This window comes from Phytohabitans sp. LZ39 (assembly GCF_059359075.1).
Map to the genome: position 1 here is coordinate 87,892 of NZ_JCADBM010000013.1, position 17,067 is coordinate 104,958.

At 71.7% G+C, this 17,067-nt stretch carries 19 protein-coding genes, 1 pseudogene and 1 riboswitch; of the genes and pseudogenes, 9 read left to right on the forward strand and 11 right to left on the reverse strand.

The features are described from left to right. Positions 1 to 2 precede the first annotated feature (2 nt). Genes AC5L36_RS24475 through AC5L36_RS24485 form a run of 3 tightly spaced genes read right to left on the reverse strand, consistent with a single transcriptional unit; the run spans position 3 to position 2,697 of the window. On the reverse strand, positions 3 to 755 hold the full coding sequence (locus AC5L36_RS24475; protein ID WP_441220310.1) for an energy-coupling factor transporter transmembrane component T family protein: 753 nt from the start codon (positions 753 to 755) through the stop codon (positions 3 to 5). After that, on the reverse strand, positions 752 to 2,128 hold the full coding sequence (locus tag AC5L36_RS24480) for an ABC transporter ATP-binding protein (protein WP_441220311.1): 1,377 nt from the start codon (positions 2,126 to 2,128) through the stop codon (positions 752 to 754). The genes AC5L36_RS24475 and AC5L36_RS24480 overlap by 4 nt, the downstream gene beginning before the upstream one ends. Next, entirely contained in the window at positions 2,125 to 2,697 is a 573-nt protein-coding gene (locus AC5L36_RS24485) for an ECF transporter S component (protein WP_441220312.1), read from the reverse strand. The genes AC5L36_RS24480 and AC5L36_RS24485 overlap by 4 nt, the downstream gene beginning before the upstream one ends. A 53-nt stretch (positions 2,698 to 2,750) precedes the next feature. Continuing rightward, positions 2,751 to 2,868, reverse strand: a riboswitch (TPP riboswitch). Between the two features lie 158 nt (positions 2,869 to 3,026). Between AC5L36_RS24485 and AC5L36_RS24490 the strand changes: the two genes are divergently transcribed. The 5 genes from AC5L36_RS24490 (at position 3,027) to AC5L36_RS24510 (ending at position 8,271) form a co-directional block, all read left to right on the forward strand. Beyond that, on the forward strand, positions 3,027 to 3,983 hold the full coding sequence (locus tag AC5L36_RS24490) for a permease (protein WP_441220563.1): 957 nt from the start codon (positions 3,027 to 3,029) through the stop codon (positions 3,981 to 3,983). Further along, positions 3,980 to 4,714 carry a TIGR03943 family putative permease subunit gene (locus AC5L36_RS24495; RefSeq protein WP_441220313.1) on the forward strand — a complete coding sequence of 245 codons (735 nt, stop codon included), beginning with the start codon at positions 3,980 to 3,982 and terminating at the stop codon, positions 4,712 to 4,714. Before AC5L36_RS24490 ends, AC5L36_RS24495 begins: the two co-directional genes overlap by 4 nt. Beyond that, positions 4,707 to 5,462 (forward strand): sugar isomerase domain-containing protein, encoded by a 756-nt coding sequence (locus tag AC5L36_RS24500; protein WP_441220314.1) that lies wholly within the window; start codon positions 4,707 to 4,709, stop codon positions 5,460 to 5,462. The genes AC5L36_RS24495 and AC5L36_RS24500 overlap by 8 nt, the downstream gene beginning before the upstream one ends. Positions 5,463 to 5,864: 402 nt before the next feature. Next, positions 5,865 to 6,335, forward strand: coding sequence for a DUF6328 family protein (locus AC5L36_RS24505; RefSeq protein ID WP_441220315.1), 471 nt, complete (start codon positions 5,865 to 5,867; stop codon positions 6,333 to 6,335). Between the two features lie 49 nt (positions 6,336 to 6,384). Next, positions 6,385 to 8,271 carry an acyl-CoA dehydrogenase family protein gene (locus tag AC5L36_RS24510; RefSeq protein ID WP_441220316.1) on the forward strand — a complete coding sequence of 629 codons (1,887 nt, stop codon included), beginning with the start codon at positions 6,385 to 6,387 and terminating at the stop codon, positions 8,269 to 8,271. Positions 8,272 to 8,503: 232 nt separating this feature from the next. Here AC5L36_RS24510 and AC5L36_RS24515 read toward each other — a convergent pair whose 3' ends face one another. From AC5L36_RS24515 to AC5L36_RS24545, 7 genes and pseudogenes are all read right to left on the reverse strand, one after another. After that, positions 8,504 to 9,103, reverse strand: coding sequence for a hypothetical protein (locus AC5L36_RS24515; protein WP_441220317.1), 600 nt, complete (start codon positions 9,101 to 9,103; stop codon positions 8,504 to 8,506). Positions 9,104 to 9,133: 30 nt separating this feature from the next. Next, positions 9,134 to 9,544 (reverse strand): Fur family transcriptional regulator, encoded by a 411-nt coding sequence (locus tag AC5L36_RS24520; RefSeq protein WP_441220565.1) that lies wholly within the window; start codon positions 9,542 to 9,544, stop codon positions 9,134 to 9,136. A 77-nt stretch (positions 9,545 to 9,621) separates the two neighbouring features. Continuing rightward, positions 9,622 to 9,912: pseudogene (locus AC5L36_RS24525) on the reverse strand (ArsR/SmtB family transcription factor); the annotation flags it as partial. A gap of 30 nt (positions 9,913 to 9,942) precedes the next feature. Beyond that, on the reverse strand, positions 9,943 to 10,818 hold the full coding sequence (locus AC5L36_RS24530) for a metal ABC transporter permease (RefSeq protein WP_441220318.1): 876 nt from the start codon (positions 10,816 to 10,818) through the stop codon (positions 9,943 to 9,945). Continuing rightward, complete coding sequence (locus tag AC5L36_RS24535; RefSeq protein ID WP_441220319.1) at positions 10,815 to 11,576, reverse strand: metal ABC transporter ATP-binding protein; 762 nt, start codon at positions 11,574 to 11,576, stop codon at positions 10,815 to 10,817. The genes AC5L36_RS24530 and AC5L36_RS24535 overlap by 4 nt, the downstream gene beginning before the upstream one ends. Continuing rightward, the gene (locus AC5L36_RS24540; RefSeq protein WP_441220567.1) at positions 11,573 to 12,529 is read right to left on the reverse strand and encodes a metal ABC transporter substrate-binding protein; all 957 of its coding nucleotides are present in this window, start codon (positions 12,527 to 12,529) and stop codon (positions 11,573 to 11,575) included. Before AC5L36_RS24540 ends, AC5L36_RS24535 begins: the two co-directional genes overlap by 4 nt. Before the next feature lie 47 nt (positions 12,530 to 12,576). Beyond that, positions 12,577 to 12,825 carry a DUF6703 family protein gene (locus tag AC5L36_RS24545; protein WP_441220320.1) on the reverse strand — a complete coding sequence of 83 codons (249 nt, stop codon included), beginning with the start codon at positions 12,823 to 12,825 and terminating at the stop codon, positions 12,577 to 12,579. 24 nt (positions 12,826 to 12,849) lie between these two features. Here AC5L36_RS24545 and AC5L36_RS24550 point away from each other — a divergent pair, with 24 nt between their 5' ends. The 3 genes from AC5L36_RS24550 (at position 12,850) to AC5L36_RS24560 (ending at position 15,210) form a co-directional block, all read left to right on the forward strand. Beyond that, entirely contained in the window at positions 12,850 to 13,182 is a 333-nt protein-coding gene (locus tag AC5L36_RS24550) for an antibiotic biosynthesis monooxygenase family protein (RefSeq protein ID WP_441220321.1), read from the forward strand. 25 nt (positions 13,183 to 13,207) lie between these two features. Further along, positions 13,208 to 13,720: an Rv0361 family membrane protein gene (locus tag AC5L36_RS24555; protein ID WP_441220322.1), complete on the forward strand. Its 513-nt coding sequence runs from the start codon at positions 13,208 to 13,210 to the stop codon at positions 13,718 to 13,720. 110 nt (positions 13,721 to 13,830) lie between these two features. Beyond that, complete coding sequence (locus AC5L36_RS24560) at positions 13,831 to 15,210, forward strand: glycine--tRNA ligase (RefSeq protein ID WP_441220323.1); 1,380 nt, start codon at positions 13,831 to 13,833, stop codon at positions 15,208 to 15,210. A gap of 85 nt (positions 15,211 to 15,295) precedes the next feature. On the opposite strand, the gene AC5L36_RS24565 is transcribed toward AC5L36_RS24560, so the two are convergent. Next, complete coding sequence (locus AC5L36_RS24565) at positions 15,296 to 15,820, reverse strand: XdhC family protein (RefSeq protein ID WP_441220324.1); 525 nt, start codon at positions 15,818 to 15,820, stop codon at positions 15,296 to 15,298. Here AC5L36_RS24565 and dusB point away from each other — a divergent pair. Next, on the forward strand, positions 15,811 to 16,965 hold the full coding sequence (gene dusB / locus AC5L36_RS24570; RefSeq protein WP_441220325.1) for a tRNA dihydrouridine synthase DusB: 1,155 nt from the start codon (positions 15,811 to 15,813) through the stop codon (positions 16,963 to 16,965). The two genes, AC5L36_RS24565 and dusB, sit on opposite strands and share 10 nt — an antisense overlap. Positions 16,966 to 17,067: the final 102 nt, after the last annotated feature.

Here is a 17,067-nt window from a genome sequence, read left to right on the forward strand (position 1 = left end):
GGTCACGCCAGGGAGAGCACCGCCGCGGCGAGTACGACCGCGCCGAACACGAGCGCCGCGTCGGCGGCCCGAAAGCGCTGCGTGCGGGCCTGGCTGCGCGGGCCGCCCCGGTCGAATCCGCGCGCGTCCATGGCCACCGCCAGCCGCGTGCCGCGCCGGATCGCGCCCACGAGGAGCCCGAACGCGGTCGAGACGAACAGGCGCGCCGCGGCGACCGGGTTGCGGCCGGCGTCGACGCCCCTCGCTCGGCGGGCGAGGCGGAGCATCTGCCACTCCTGGCCGAGCAGCGGCACCAGGCGGAACGCGGCGAGCGCGCCGATCGCGAAGCGGTACGGCGCGCGCACGTTCTGCACCAGGGCGTCGGCGAGGTCGGTCGGGTCGATGGAGGCGAAGACGAGCACACCGGGCAGGGCGATCGCGATCACCCGCAGCGCCAGCCCGAGCGCACCGTTGAGCACGCTCGTCGTGACCTCGATGGGCCCGGCCTGCACGACCGTGTCGCCGGTGCGCTCGGCGGCGAAGAGCACCATCGTCAGCGCGATGCCGGCGGCGCTGATCAGCAGCGGCCAGGCGCGGCGGGCGAGCGTGCGGTAGCGGACGCCGAAGAGCGGCACCAGCGCGAGCTCGATCGCGATCGCCGCGGCCGGTGGCACCGGGTCGAGGGTGGTGACGAGTGCGACGGTGAAGACGAGCGCCGCGGCCACCTTGGCGACCGGGTTACGCCGCGCGAGGACGGCGTGCGGGGTGCGTTTCACAGCCTGACCGTCCGGTCAGCCAGGGCCGCCACGAAGTCCGGGTCGTGCGTCACCGTCACGATCCCGCGGCCCTCGTCGCGCAGGCCGGCGAGCAGGTCGACGAGCTCGATCCAGGTGCGCCTGTCCTGCCCGAACGTAGGCTCGTCCAAAACCAGCAGTGCCGGGGCTGCCGCCAGCGCCGTCGCCACGCTCAGCCGCCGCGCCTCACCACCGGAGAGGGTGTACGGGTTGGCGCCGGCCAGCCGTTCCAGTCGCAGGCGGGCGAGCAGCCCGTCCACTGTGGACCTGACCGTGGCGTCAGGCAGTCCCGTTCGCCGGGGGCCGAACGCCAGCTCGTCGTACACAGTGGACGTGACGAACTGGTGCTCGGGGTCCTGAAACACCGATCCGATCCGCCGCGCCAGGGCGGGCGCGCGCCAGCGGTGCGGGGGAGTGGCCACGTCGGGGCCGGCGAGCGCGGCGGTGGCCGCGATCCGACCGCCGTCCGGCTTGAGGAGCCCGCCGAGGAGGAGGGCCAGCGTCGACTTGCCCGTGCCGTTCGGACCGAGGATGGCGAGTGCCTCGCCGTCTCGTACCAGAAGATCGACGGCGGGCAACCGACCGCGGACGGTGGCCCGTTTCGCGGCGAGCAGCCCTTCTCCCGGCGGCGCGTCAGCGCGCCGGGGCGCCACCGGATGGCCCGGCACCCACACGCCCTCGGCGGCCAAGCGGTCGCCGTGGTTGGCGAAGACCTCGTCCGGCGGGCCGTCGGCGCGGAGCCCGCCGCCGGGATCGAGGACGACGACCCGGTCGACGAGCGGGAGTGCCTCGGCGACCCGGTGCTCGACAAGGACGACGGTGGTGCCGGCGTCGAGGGCTTCGCGGAGGGCGCCACGTACCAGGTCGGCGCCGGCCGGATCGAGGTTGGCGGTGGGCTCGTCCAGCAGCAGCACCTCGGGGCGGAGGGCGAGCGCGCCGGCCAGCGCCAGCCGCTGCTGCTCGCCGCCGGACAGGGCGGCGGTGGAGCGGTCGCGGCCGTAGGGAAAGCCGACCCGGGCCAGCGCCTCGTCGACCCGGGGCCAGATCTCCGCGGCCGGCACGGCGTGGTTTTCCAGCCCGAAGGCCACGTCGTCGCCGGCCCGCGCCATCACGAGCTGGGTCTCCGGGTCCTGGAAGACGATGCCGACCCGCCCGTCGACCTCTACCGTGCCCTCGGACTCGCCCGAGTCGGCGGCGAGCAGCCCGGCGAGCGCGGCCAGCAGCGTGCTCTTGCCGGCGCCGGACGGTCCCAGCAGCAGCACCCGCTCGCCGCGCTCGACGCGCAGGTCGAGCCCCCGGACGGCCCACGCCTTGCGCCCCGCGTGCCGCCAGCCGAAGCCCTTGGCCCGGATCACACCAGTGCTCGGTCGCGCCCCGCCGGGAAGCGGTCGAGCACGCCCGTCTGGGCCAGCGCCCTGGTCAGCGCCCAGGCGCCCACGCCTGCGATGACCGCCGAGCTGAGCACGAGGAGGGCGGCGTAGGCCCACTTCCAGGCGGCGCTCGTGTCGGGGTAGTACCTGCTCAAGTCGAGCAGAGTGGCCGCGACGCCGGCCAGCGCCCCGCCGACGATCGCGGTGGGCAGGCGCCAGCTCCGGTAGCCGGTCGCCGCGAACGCGAACTCGCCCGCCGCGCCCTGAAACAGCCCGTAGAGCAGTGTCTCCAGGCCCCACGGTGAGCCGAAGAACGTCGAGACGGTGGCGGCCACCAGCTCGGTGAAGACGCCGGCGCCCGGCTTGCGGATGACCAGCGGGCCGAGCACGGCCGGGACCAGCCAGATGCCGTAGACGAGCGCGCGGCCGGGCAGCGGGATGGCGCTGGCCGGGCCGTCCCACAGCAGGCCCCAGGCCCAGAAGATGACGCCGAACGCGACGCCGAGCACGGCCGCGACCACGACGTCGACGGTGCGCCAACGGTTGTTGTTCATGTGAAAACCTCCCAGTCCTCGCGAACCAGGAGAAGACGCACGCCGGCGATCGGCGAGCCTGAGAATCGACTCCCTGCGCTGGCATTACCCAGATCAGGTTCGAGGGTCTGCGGCCGCCTCGGTCCTGCGGCAACCGCACTCTCAGCGCTGTGCGCTCCCCTGTCGGTTGTTTCCGCCAACGTTAACACCGGCTACCCTGAGGCGGGCCGCGCGAGTGAAGGGAACCACCTGCTGTGACTGCCGCAGACCGCGCGACTGTGCAGCCCGACGGCGACGAGATCGACTGGACGCCCCCGCCACCACCCGAAGAGCCTCAGCCGCGCCGGCGGATCTTCGGCGACCGCATCGGTTCGGTCGAGATCCTGGCGGTGCTGCTCGTCCTGCTCGTGCTCTTCCGGGGCCCGGTCGCCGACGCCATCTCCAACCCGCGCCTACAGACCTGGACCACCGTGTTCGTGTCGGTGATGGTGCAGGCGGTGCCGTTCCTCGTCTTCGGGGTGGTGCTCTCCGCCATCATCGCCGTGTACGTGCCGCGCTCCTTCTGGGCCCGCGCGCTGCCCCGCCACCCCGCGCTCGCCGTGCCGGTGGCGAGCTGCGCGGGCGTGGTGCTGCCTGGCTGCGAGTGCGGTGCCGTGCCGATCGCCGGCTCGCTGATCCGCCGCGGGGTCACGCCCGCGGCCGCGCTGGCCTTCCTGCTCGCCGCCCCGGCGATCAACCCGATCGTGCTGGCCGCCACCGCCGTCGCGTTCCCGAACAACCCGGAGATGGTGGTTGGCCGAGGGGTGGCCAGCCTGATCGTCGCCATGATCATGGGGTGGCTCTGGCTGCGTCTCGGCAAGGCCGAGTGGATCCGCCTGCCACACCGTCCCGACATCGACGGCATGCCGAAGGCGCGGGCGTTCTGGGCGTCGGTGCGGCACGACGTCGTGCACGCCGGCGGCTTCCTCGTGCTCGGCGCGATGGCCGCCGCGACCATCAACGTCGTGGTGCCCGAGCGCTGGCTGCAAACCCTCGCCGACAACCCGGTGCTCTCCGTGCTGGCGCTCGCCGTGCTGGCCGTGCTCCTGTCGATCTGTTCGGAGGCCGACGCGTTCGTGGCCGCTTCGCTCTCCCAGTTCTCGCTCACGTCGCGGCTGGTCTTCCTGGTGGTCGGCCCGATGGTCGACCTCAAGCTGATCTCGATGCAGACCGGGGTGTTCGGCCGCCGGTTCGCGTCCCGGTTCGCCCCGGCGACGTTCGCGATCTGCGTCCTCGCGGCCGTCGGCGTAGGGGCGGTGGTTCTATGAACAAGCAGGCGCAGGCGGTGGTCATGCTGCTGTTCGGCGGCGCGATCGTCCGGGCCAGCGTGACCGACATGTACCTGCGGTACGTGAAGGAGTCGCTCCGGCCCTTCCTGATCGCGGCTGGTCTCGTGCTGATCGCGGCCGCGGTGATGACGCTGGTGCACGAGGTGCTCCGGCCCCGGGACGCCTCCGCCGGCGAGCACGCCGACCACGACCACGGTGACGGCAAGCCGCACCGCGAACCGTGGGTGGCCTGGCTGCTCATCCTGCCGGTGCTGGGCCTGCTGCTGGTCGCCCCACCGGCCCTCGGGTCGTACGCGGCGGGCCAGGCCGGCACCGCCCTCTCCAGCCAGCAGATATCCGACTACCCACCGCTGCCGGCCGGCGACCCCGCCAAGATCAGCGTGCTCGACTACGCGTCGCGGGCGGTCTTCGACAAGGGCGTCTCGCTCGGCGACCGCACGGTGCAGCTGACCGGCTTCGTGGCGCAGGGCCCCAACGGCGAGCCCATCCTGGCCCGGATCATCCTGAGCTGCTGCGCGGCCGACGGGCGCCCGATCAAGGTGGGCATGTCGGGCAACGCGCCCGCCGGGCTGGCCAACGACACCTGGGTCGAGGTCGTCGGCAAGTACACCGACCAGACCGTCACCGACCCGGTCAACGAGGAGAGCATCCCGTACATCGAGGTCGAGACCTGGACCCAGATCGACCCGCCGAAACAGCAGTATGAGTGAGGAGCTGAGCGCGGACGGCTTCCTGCGCACGGCTGTCTCGACCATGGAAAAGGTCGCGGCCAGCCAGCGCTCCCAGGTCGCCGTGGCGGCCGACCTCATCGTCGCGGCGCTGCGGGCCGGCGGGGTGGTCCACGCGTTCGGGAGCGGCCATTCCGAGGCGTTCGCGATGGAGATCGCCGGACGGGCCGGCGGCCTCGTACCCACCAACCGCATCGCGCTGCGTGACCTCGTGCTCTTCGGCGGCGAGCCACCGAGCGTGCTCGGCCCGATGCTGGAGCGCGACCCGTCGGTGGCCCACCGCCTGTACGCGCTGGCGCCGGTGCGGCCCGCCGACGCCTTCGTCTTCGCCTCCAACTCGGGCGTCAACGGCTCCATCGTCGAGCTCGCCACGCTGGTCAAGGAGCGCGGCCACGCGCTGATCGCGGTCACCTCGCTGGCCCACTCGGCCGGCGTCGACTCCCGCCACCCGTCCGGGCGCAAGCTCTCCGACATCGCGGACGTGGTGCTCGACAACGGCGCCCCCTACGGCGACGCCACGCTCCCGCTGGCCGGTGGCGGCGCGGTCGGCGCGATCTCCTCGATCACCGCCGCGCTGCTCGCCCAGCAGATGGTGGTCGAGGTGGTGCGCCGGATGCTCGACGCCGGCGAGGCCCCACCGGTCTACCTCTCCGCCAACATCCCCGGCGGCGACGAGCACAACCACGCCCTCGAAGCCCGCTACGAAGGCCGCCTCCGCCGCGGCGCCTAGGGCCTGCTTTCAGGATCGAGGGCCCGCTGGCGTCGAGGCCATTTCCAAATCTTTGGGCTACCGCGATGTCCGTCGTGGTCCAGACCGTTGCTCCCGCGGCCTCACCCGTCCGCTGTTGGTCGCGGTCGCCGCTTCGCCTGTCGAGCTGCCCCGTTTGTGCGTCCGGGCGGCGACCGGGCGGTTCAGGGGTGGCACTTGTCTCGCGGACGTGGCAGCGGAGGTCGGGGATCTCGGCGAGCGCCAGCTCGCCGCCGGCCGGAGCGGTCTCCGGCGGGAGCGGCGGTCTGCCGCTGACGCGGACCCGGGAACGAAGCATTCGGTTTCACGCTCTGTTCGTCCTGACCGAACGGCCTTGATCAGGAGCGGGTTTGATCTTGGGGTGGCCGGGGCACTGTCGGCGGCGTGCCGGAGACCGACAAGGAGCGCTATGAGCGCAACTTCGCCGACCTGCTTCAGGAACTGCGGGTGGCGCAGACCGGTGTGCAGATCCTCTTCGCCTTCCTGCTGACGCTGCCGTTCAGCGCGGGCTTCGACAAGGTGAACGAGTTCCAGCGCGACGTGTACATCGTCTCGCTGCTCGCCGCCGCCGGCGCTGCCGCCACGCTCATCGCGCCGGTCGCGTACCACCGGGTGCTCTTCCAGCGCGGGCGTAAGCCGGAGCTGGTCCGGTCGGCGCACCGGATGGCCTCCATCGGGCTCGTGTTCATGCTGGTGGCGATGGTGAGCGCGGTACTGCTGATCACCGACTTCATCCTCGACCGGTGGGTGGCGTGCCTGCTCAGCGGGCTCACGGGGGCGTGGTTCCTGTTGTTGTGGCTCGTGCTTCCACTGCTGCGCCGGGACGATCGGGACGAGAACCCTACCGCCCAGTAGTACCTACGGGTAGCGTGGCACTAAGCCGTCCTCGCCAAGGGGGTTAGCCGTGACCGCGACCGTTTCGGAAAAGCAGGCCAGGCAGGTCGCCGAGGCCGCGCGCGAGTCGGAGTGGCGCAAGCCGAGCTTCGGCAAGGAGCTCTTTCTCGGGCGCTTCCGGTTGGACCTGATCGATCCCTGGCCGGCTGCGGAGGAGCGGCCCGACGCCGAGGAGTTCCTGGCCAAGCTCGACGCCTACGTGCGGTCCGATGTGGATGGCCCGCGGATCGAGCGTGAGGCGCGCATCCCGGACGAGGTCTTCCAGGGGCTGGCCGGGCTCGGCGCGTTCGGCATGAAGATCGACAAGAAGTACGGCGGGCTCGGGCTGTCCAATTTGCACTACTGCAAGGCGCTCACGCTCGCCGGCTCGGTCAACCCCTCGATCGGCGCGCTCCTCTCGGCGCACCAGTCGATCGGCGTGCCGCAGCCCCTCAAGATCTTCGGCACCGACGAGCAGAAGCAGAAGTACCTGCCCCGGCTGGCCGGCGGCGAGGTCTCCGCTTTTCTGCTCACCGAGCCCGACGTCGGCTCCGACCCGGCCCGCCTCGGCACCATCGCCGAGCCGGTCGAGGGTGGGTACAAGCTCAACGGCGTCAAGCTCTGGGCCACCAACGGCACGGTCGCCACGCTGCTCGTCGTGATGGCGCGGGTGCCCGACAAGGGCATCACCGCGTTCGTGGTCGAGGGCGACGCCGAGGGCATCACGATCGAGCGGCGCAACGCGTTCCTCGGCCTGCGCGGGCTGGAAAACAGCGTCACCCGCTTCCACGACGTGTTCGTGCCCGCGGAAAACGTCATCGGTGGGCTGGGCAAAGGGCTCAAGATCGCCCTCACGACCCTGAACACGGGCCGCCTCTCCCTCCCCGCGATGTGCGTCGGCGCCGGCAAGTGGTCGCTCAACGTGGCCCGCGAGTGGTCCGCGGAGCGGGTGCAGTGGGGGCGGGCGGTCGGCAAGCACGAGGCGGTGGCCAAGAAGATCGCCTTCATCGCCGCCACCACGTACGCGATGGAGTCCATGTTGGACCTCTGCTGCCTCATCGCCGACGACGACCGCAACGACATCCGCATCGAGGCCGCGCTGGTCAAGCTCTTCGCGAGCGAGATGGCCTGGCAGGTCGCCGACGAGCTGATCCAGGTGCGCGGCGGCCGGGGATACGAGACGGCCGACTCGCTGGCCGCCCGCGGCGAGCGCGCGGTCGAGGTCGAGCAGCTCCTCCGCGACCTGCGGATCAACCGGATCTTCGAGGGCTCCACCGAGATCATGCACCTGCTGATCGCCCGCGAGGCGGTCGACGCCCACCTCTCCGTCGCCGGCGACATCATCGACCCGGACGCCGGCCTGGGGCGCAAGGCCCGGGCGGGCGCGAAGGCCGGCGCCTTCTACGCCAAGTGGCTCCCCACCCTCGCCGTCGGGCGCGGGCAGGTCCCCAACGGCTACGGCGAGTTCGGCCCGCTGGCCAGCCACCTGCGGTACGTGGAGCGCGCTTCCCGCAAGCTGGCCCGCTCGACGTTCTACGCGATGTCCCGCTGGCAGGGAAAGCTGGAGCGCAAGCAGGGCTTCCTCGGCCGGATCGTCGACATCGGCGCGGAGCTGTTCGCGATGTCGGCGGTGTGCGTGCGCGCCCGCTCCGAGCGCGAGACGCGGCCCGAGGGTGTCGAGCTGGCCGACCTCTTCTGCCGCCAGGCGCGGCTGCGTGCGGAGGCGCTCTTCGCGGCGCTGTGGGACAACACCGACTCGCTCGACACCAAGGTCGCGAAGCGCGTCCTCGAAGGCCGCTACACCTTCCTGGAAGAGGGCGTGGTGACGTCCACATCGGACGCGGCCTGGGTCGCGACCTGGGAGCCCGGCCCTTCGACCGCGGAAGACGTTCGGCGCCGCATCCCGCCACCCAGCTGAGTTCAAAACCGATTCGAGCTACCGCGACGTTCGCGGTGGTCCAGACCGCTGCTCCCGCGGCCTCACCCTGCGCGGTTGGTCGCGCTCACCTTTCGCCTCCGGCACTGTGCAGGCCCGCCGCCAAGAGGGCAGCCCTCTTGGGGGTGGGGCGTGACCAGACGATCAGGGTGAGGCCGCGGGAGCGACGGTCCGTACCACCGCGGACATCGCGGTAGCTCATCTGTTTCAAGGGTCAACCACGGAGGCCGAGACCCTTGAGTTCGAGCGCGGCCAGCGCCGCCACCGCGTCTTCGTCGCCGCGGCGCCAGGCTTGCGCGACATCGGGGTCGATCTTCGTCAGCTTGCGCAAGGGCTGGGTCGCCAGCGCGCGTAGGGCCAGCAGGTCGCGTCCCGCGGGGGCCGCGCGCAGGCTCGCCGCGGCACCGGCCCGGCGGATCCAGCGGACCCGCAGCGGCAGCCACACGAAGAGCACCAGGCCCAGCGGGAAGACGAGCAGGCCCAACGAGAGGGCGAGCGACAGGTCGTCGACGATGCTCTGTTGCTGCTGCCCGGCGTCGGCCATCGAACGGGCGGCGTCGGCCGCGCCGTTGAAGGGTGCGGTCAGCTCGTCACCAACGAGCGGGACGCGGCCGATTTTGCTGCCCACATCGGACAGGCCGTCGGCGAGCCCGGTGCTCGCCCCCTCCAGGCGCTGGCCGGGTATCGCCAGCTTTTGCACCAGGTCGTGCAGCCACATCGCGGCCCGGATGGCCGCGTACACCCAGGCGGCGACGAGTACATCGGTGACTATTTGGCGTGCGGCGGTGGGGGCGCGGTCGGCGTAAATCTTCACGGGAACCAGCGTCCCGCACGCCCTCCAAGATCACCCGGTGCGAATGGCGCACTCCGGGCAGGTGCCGAAGATTTCGAGCGTGTGGCTCACACCGACGAAACCGTGCTGTGCGGCCACGCGGTCGGCCCAGCTCTCCACCGCGGGACCCTCGACCTCGACGGTGCGGCCGCAGGAGCGGCAGACCAGGTGGTGATGGTGGCCCTCGCTGCACCGGCGGTAGAGGTGCTCGCCGCCCGGCGGCCGCATCACGTCGACCTCGCCCGAGTCGGCCAGGCCCTGAAGCGTGCGGTAGACCGTGGTCAGGCCGACCCGCTCACCCCGCTCGCGCAGCATCGCGTGCAGCTCCTGCGCGCTGTGGAAGCCCTCCACCTCACCCAGCAGGGAGCTCACGGCCGTGCGCTGGCGCGTATTGCGGACCGCGGCCCCGGTCCCCTCCTCGATGGTCAATGCTTCTCCTCGATCGCTCGCTCACCGCCGTCGTGCGCCGCCGCCGTCGGGCCACGCTCTCTCACGTGTGCCTCCCGCGCGTGGCTGACGGCGTCCGCCACGATGTGCGCGATGTGCTCGTCGACCAGCGTGTATGCGATCTCACGGCCGCGCCGGGCGCCTCGCACCACGCCGGCGCCACGCAGGACGCGCAGGTGCTGGGAGACGAGCGGCTGCGGCGCGCCGAGCTTGTCAACCAGCTCGTGCACGCAGCGCTCGCCGCCCGCGAGCTCGGTGACGATCGCGACCCGGATAGGGGCGGACAGGGCGCGGAGCAACTCGCCCGCACCTTCGTACGCCTCGTATCCGGCCGTCGTGGTCATCCCGCAACCGTAGACCAAATCGGCGCGGGATCAGCGCTCGAGCACGACGTCAGGGGGTTCCACGTCGGCGGTTTGGGGGAAAGCCTGGACGCGGCGACGCAGCAGCCGCCAGGCGGCGGCCCCGGCGGCGATCGCGATGAACCCGCCGATGGCCAGCACCACGATCGTCGCGCCGGCGGCGGTGTCCGCCTCGCCGGCCAGCCAGACTCCGGTGCCGGCGGAGAGCACGCCCAGCCCCATCGCGAGCGCCATCGTGCCGCGGAAGCCGCGGGTGACCTGCTGCGCGGCCGCCACCGGCACCACCATCAGCGCGCTGACCAGCAGCAAACCGACCGTGCGCATGGCGATCGTGACGGTGACCGCGGCGGTGACCGCGATCAGCACGTTGAGGGTGCGGACGGGCAGGCCGGAGACGCGGGCGTACTCCTCGTCGTGGCAGATCGCGAAGAGCGCCGGGCGCAGCAGCAGCATCGCGGCGAGCACCGCCGCACCCAGCACGACGATCACCACGAGGTCGTCGCGAGAGGTGGTGGTGAGCGAGCCGAAGAGGTACGCCATGAGGTTGGCGTTGCTGCGGTTGCTGGAGAGGCCGACAAGCATCACACCGCCCGCGATGCCGCCGTAGAAGAGCAGCGCGAGCGCCTGGTCGCCGGAGGTGCGGCCGCGCTCGCGGAGCAGCTCGATCGCGACGGCGCCGATTGTGGCGACGATCACCGCGGTGAGCACGGGGGAGCGGTCGAGCAGCAGGCCCACGCCGACGCCGGTGAGCGCCACGTGGCCGATGCCGTCGCCGATCAGGGACATCCGCCGCTGCACGAGGTAGATGCCGAGCGCGGGCGCGGACAGCCCGATGACCAGCGCGCCGATCAGCGCGCGGATCATGAAGTCGTACTGGAACATGCTCACGTCTGGAACACCCCGTGCGGCGCCGGATGTTCGTGCGGGTGGACGTGGTCGTGGCCCGGGAGGGCGTGATGGCCGGCCGGCGGCGGGCACGCGCCGTCGTGCGCGATCTGTCCATCGTGTACGACCACCGCGCGCCCCACCAGCGGCTGGAGCGGCCCGAGCTCGTGCGCGACGAGCAGCACCGTGCCGCCGGCGGCCACGAAGCCGCGCAGCGCCTCCGCGAACGCCTCCTGGCTGGCCGCGTCGACGCCGGCCGTCGGCTCGTCGAGCACCAGCAGCTCGGGCCCGCCGGCCAGCGCGCGGGCGATCAGCGTGCGCTGCTGCTGGCCGCCGGAGAGGGTGGCCACCGGGTCGCCGGCCCGCTCGGCGAGGCCGACGGCCGCCAGCGCGGCGACCACCGCGGCCTTGTCCGCGGCACCCGGCGGGCGGAGCACGCCGCGGCGGGCGAGGCGGCCCGAGGCGACGACCTCGCGCACCGTGGCGGGCACGCCGCTGCCGGCGCCGACCCGCTGCGGCACGTACCCGATGCGGTGCCACTGCCGGAAGCGACGCAGCGGCGTGCCGAAGAGCGCGATCGTGCCCTGGCGGAGCGGGATGAGCCCGAGGATCGCGCGGATCAGCGTCGACTTGCCCGAACCGTTGGCGCCGAGGATCGCCACCACCTCGCCGGCGGTGACGCGGAGGGAGACGTCACGCAGGACGGGGCGGTCGCCGTATGCGACCACCCCGTGCGAAACGTCGACGACGTTGTCGGTCATGTGCAGCCGAGCGCCGGCTTGAGCGCTGCGAGGTTTTTCCGCATTACCGAAAAGTAGTCGTCCGAGCTGCCCGGTTGCAGCCCTTCGATCGGATCGAGCACCGCGGTCTTCGCGCCGACCTCGCTCGCGATGGTCTCGGCGACCTTGGGGCTCACCAGCGTCTCGAAGAAGATCGTGGTCGCCTTGTGCTCGCGCGCCTCGTTGGCCACCTCGGCCAGGCGGGCGGGCGAGGGCTCGTCCTCCGGAGTGAGACCGGTGATGCCGATCTGGTCCAGGTCGTACCGGTCGGCCAGGTAACCGAACGCGGAGTGGCTGGTCACGATCTCCCGGCGCTGGCAGGTCTTGAGGCCCGCCGCGTACTCCTTGTCCAGCGCGTCGAGGTCGGTGCGGAGCGTGGCCGCGCGGGCGGTGTAGTCGGCGGCGTGGTCCGGGTCGGCCTGCCCGAGGCGCTCGGCGACCTTCTCGCCGATGGTGGCCAGGCGGGTGGGGTCGAGCCAGACGTGCGGGTCCTTGCCGCCGGTCGCCTCTTCCTCGTGCCCCTCCTCGGCACCGGCCTCCTCGCCCTCGTGCTCGTGGCCGGCGGAGGCGTCGAGCAGCGGCACGGCTGTCGAGACGTCGAACGCCCGGTCGGCGCCCTGCTGCTCCACCGCCTCGTCGACGGCCGGCTGGAAGCCCTTGAGGTAGACGACGACCTTGGCGTCGGCGATCTGGGCGACCTGGTCGGCGTTGAGCTCCAGGTCGTGCGGCTCGGCGCCAGGCTTGGCGAGGTTGGTCACGCTCACCGCGTCGCCGCCGACCTTCTCCGCGACGAACTGGAGCGGGTAGAAGGCGGCCACGACGTCGAGCTTGGTCGGGGCAGTGCCGGCGTCCGGGGCGTCGTCGCCACACGCGGTGAGCGTGCCGATCACGAGAGCCGCGGCGAGGAGTGCCCGAGGGGTGGGGCGGTTTCGCATGTACCCACTCTCCGCCGACATGACAATGATTGTCAAAAGCGCATGGGTTACAGGATCTTGAAGAGGGCCACGAGGAGCAGCACGCCGAGCATCACGACCCGGATCGTGCGGGTCCGCTGCGCCGTAATCGGCCAGGTGCGGGTCATCAGGTAGATCATCCCCGCCGCCAGTGCCAGCAGCACCACCCCGCCGATCACCCCGGGCGCGAAGAGGCCCACGAGCACGACGACCAGAGCCCCGAGGAACGCGGCGGTCGGGTTGACCCGGGCCAGCCGGGCGTCACGCGTACCCTTCATGGGACTCACTCTAAGGAGGCGCGCGTGCTCGTCCTCAACCGGTTCGTGGTCGAGGAGGACGCGGCGGGTTCGTTCACCGAGCGGGCACACGCCGCCCTGGCCGCCCTTGCCGCACGTCCCGGCTACCGGCGCGGCCGGCTCACCCGCTCGCTCGACGAGCCCGCGCACTGGTGCCTGGTCACCGAGTGGGAGTCGGTCGGCACCTACCGGCGGGCCCTCGGCGCCTTCGACGTCAAGGTGTACGCGACGCCGCTGCTCGCCGAGTCACTGGACGAGCCCTCGGCGTACGAGGCGCTGGCCGAAGCGGCACCCGGCGGCGAGGTCGTCACGGCCGCCAGCGACCGCGCGACCGAGTGACCCCGCGCGCACTACTCTTGCGGTCATGACGCTGGCAGCCGGCGCCCCCTCGCCCACCCACGCGCCACCGCCACCACCCGGTCCGGGCGTGACGCCGCCGTTCGCGGCGCCGCCGACCGAGGGGCGCACCGCGCGCATGTGGCTGTCCCTGGGTGTGGCCGGCCTCGCCGCGGTGCTGTGCTGCGGCGCCGGGGGCACCGCGCTGGTCGGGCTCGTCGTGACCCAGGCCGACGCGCTCAACGAGCAGGCCCAGACGATCGTCGGCGACTATTTCGACGCGCTCTCCGACCAGAATTACGAAGACGCGTACAAGCTGCTCTGCGACCAGCGGCAGGAGGACGAGACGCCCGCCCAGTTCACCGCGCGGGTGTCCCGGGAGCCGCGCATCACGTCGTACCAGGTGGGCGAGTTCAAGCTGACCAGCCTGACCGTGCCGGCCGACGTCACGTACGCCACCGGCGGGAGTGACCGGCTGGAGATCACGCTGGCCCAGGACAGGGGCACCGGCGAGTTCGAGGTGTGCGGCGTCGCGGGGTAATCTGCTGGGGTTTGGGCAGCCGGTAACCGTACGGTGTCGGTAGCCGTTGTAAATCCCGTCCGAAGCACCTTTGTCCCCGCCGACCGCCAGCCGGCGCAGGAGGAACTCACATGCCAGCCGACCGCATCGACGCCGTTGTCAGCCTCGCCAAGCGCCGGGGCTTCGTCTTCCCCTCCAGCGAGATCTACGGGGGCACCCGGTCGGCCTGGGATTACGGCCCGCTAGGCGTCGAGCTCAAGGAAAACGTCCGCCGCCAGTGGTGGCGCACGATGGTCCAGCAGCGCGACGACATCGTCGGCCTCGACTCCGCCGTGATCCTGGCCAAAGACGTGTGGGCCGCCTCGGGCCACCTCGACGCGTTCGTCGACCCGCTGACCGAGTGCCTCTCCTGCCACAAGCGCTTCCGCGCCGACCACCTGGAGGAGGCGTTCGAGCACAAGCACGGCCGCCCGCCGGCCGGCCTCTCCGAGATCAACTGTCCCAACTGCGGCAACAAGGGCACCTTCACCGAGCCGCGCATGTTCAACGGCCTGATGAAGACCTACCTCGGCCCGGTCGAGAGCGAGGAGGGCCTGCACTACCTGCGGCCCGAGACCGCGCAGGGCATCTTCGTCAACTACCGCAACGTGGAGACGGCCGCCCGCAAAAAGCCGCCGTTCGGCATCGCGCAGGTCGGCAAGTCGTTCCGCAACGAGATCACCCCGGGTAACTTCATCTTCCGCACGCGCGAGTTCGAGCAGATGGAGATGGAGTACTTCGTCGAGCCCGGCACCGACGAGCAGTGGCACGAGTACTGGCTCCAGCAGCGGTGGGACTGGTATATCGACCTCGGCCTCTCGCCCGAAAACCTGCGCTTCTACGAGCACCCGAAGGAAAAGCTCTCGCACTATTCGAAGCGGACCGTCGACATCGAGTACCGCTTCCAGTTCGGCGGCACCGAGTTCTCCGAGCTCGAAGGCATCGCCAACCGCACCGACTTCGACCTCACCACGCACAGCAAGCACTCCGGCATCGACCTCTCCTACTTCGACCAGGAGAAGAAGGAGCGCTGGGTGCCGTACGTGATCGAGCCGGCCGCCGGCCTCACCCGCGCGGTGCTGGCCTTCCTGCTCGAGGCGTACGACGAGGACGAGGCGCCCAACACCAAGGGCGGCGTCGACAAGCGCACGGTGATGCGCTTCGACCCGCGGCTGGCGCCGATCAAGGTCGCGGTGCTTCCGCTCTCCCGCAACCCCGAGCTCTCGCCCAAGGCCCGCGAGCTGGCCGCCACGCTGCGCAAGCGCTGGATCGTCGAGTTCGACGACTCGCAGGCGATCGGCCGCCGCTACCGCCGCCAGGACGAAATCGGCACCCCGTTCTGCGTAACGGTCGACTTCGACACCCTCCAGGACGACGCCGTGACGATCCGCGACCGCGACACGATGCAGCAGGAGCGGGTGCCGCTGGCGGAGGTCGAGCGCTACCTACTCGACCGCCTCCCCGGCTGCTGACCTGCGCCTTACCCCCACTACGCCCTTTGCTGCCCCAAGAGGGCTGCCCTCTTGGGAAAAGCGCGGCGGCGGACGCGGGCGGGAATCAGAAGGTGAAGCCGCCGGGGCGGCCGTTGCGGTCGGCGATCAGGCCGGCCAGCGTGGCGAGGGCGATCTCGGCGGGGGTCTTGGAGCCGATGTTGAGGCCGATCGGGCGGTGGACCCGGGCGATCGAGTCTTCGTCGACGCCGAGGCCCCGCAGCGCCTCGATGTGCGGGGCGGAGTGGCGTTTGGCGCCCATCACGCCGATCCAGCGCGCCTTGCCGTCGAGCGCGTCGCGCAGCAGGGTGCCCAGCTCGGGCCGGTCGTGGTCGGTGATGACGACGTCGGTGTGCTCGTCGAGCCCGGCGGCGCTCACGCTGGCGACGGTCTGGTCTCCGTGTGGCTTAGGGGTGCCGGCCAGCAGCCGTGGCTGGGGCTCCACGAGCACCGTGCGGTAGCCCAGGTCGGCGGCGAAGCGGATCAGATGCTCGGCGACGGGCGTCTCGAAGACGGCGACGAGCGTGCGTGGTCCATGATCGGGCGGGAGGTCGCCGTGTGCCGTGGCGCACGCCGGATCGGATGTGGTCACCTGACCAAACTACCCTGGTTGCCGTGAGTGGAACGTTGACGTTGGGTCGGCACGGGATCGACCCGCCGGTGGTGCTGGCGCCGATGGCCGGCATCACCAACGTGGCGTTTCGCCAGCTCTGCCGCGAGTACGGTGCGGGCCTCTACGTCTGCGAGATGATCACGACGGTCGCCCTGCATCACCGCAACCCGAAGACCGAGCGGCTGATCCAGTTCGGGCCCGACGAATATCCGCGCAGCATGCAGCTCTACGGCGTCGACCCGGAGATCACCGCCAAGGCCGTGCGCCGGGTGGTCGACGAGGGCCTGGCCGACCACATCGACCTCAACTTCGGGTGCAGCGTCAAAAAGATCACCAGCAAGGGCGGCGGCTCGGCGATCCCGTGGAAGCGGCGCCTCTTCGGCGCGATCGTGCGCGCGGCCGTCGACAACGCGGCCGGGCTGCCGGTCACCGTCAAGATGCGCAAGGGCATCGACGACGATCACCTGACCTACGTGGAGGCGGGGTTGACCGCCCAGGACGCGGGGGTCGCCTGGGTCGCCCTGCACGCGCGCACGGCCGCCCAGCGCTACTCCGGCGCGGCCGACTGGGAGGCGATCGCCACCCTCAAGCAGGCGCTCGACGTGCCGGTGCTGGGCAATGGCGACATCTGGGAGGCCGACGACGCCCTGCGCATGGTGGCCGAGACCGGGTGTGACGGTGTCGTCGTCGGACGGGGCTGCCTGGGCCGCCCGTGGCTCTTCGCCGACCTGGCCGCCGGGTTCGCGGGCCGCGACGAGCGCGTGCTGCCCAAGCTGGGCGAGGTCGCCCGGGTCATGCGCCGCCACGCCGAGCTGCTCGTCGACTGGTGGGGCGCCGAGCGGGAGGCGGTCACCGACTTCCGCAAGCACGTCGCCTGGTACCTGAAGGGCTTTCCGGTCGGCGCCGAGCTGCGCCGGGCGATGGCGATGGCCTCGTCGCTGGCCGAGCTCGACGACCTGCTGGGCAAGGTCGACGCCGACGAGCCGTTTCCGACCGACGTCCTGGGCCTGCCCCGCGGCCGCACCAACGCGCCGGCCCGGGTCGTCCTCCCGTACGGGTGGCTCGACGACCGCGACTCCGAAGCCGTCCCGGACGACGCCGAACACGACGACTCCGGCGGCTGACCGCGCGCGAATCTGAGCGTGGGAGCGTACCCAGAAACGGGCGTGAACGTCACACTCCCGGCGCGTGTGCCGATGGTCACCGAACCCTCCCGAGACGTGGCG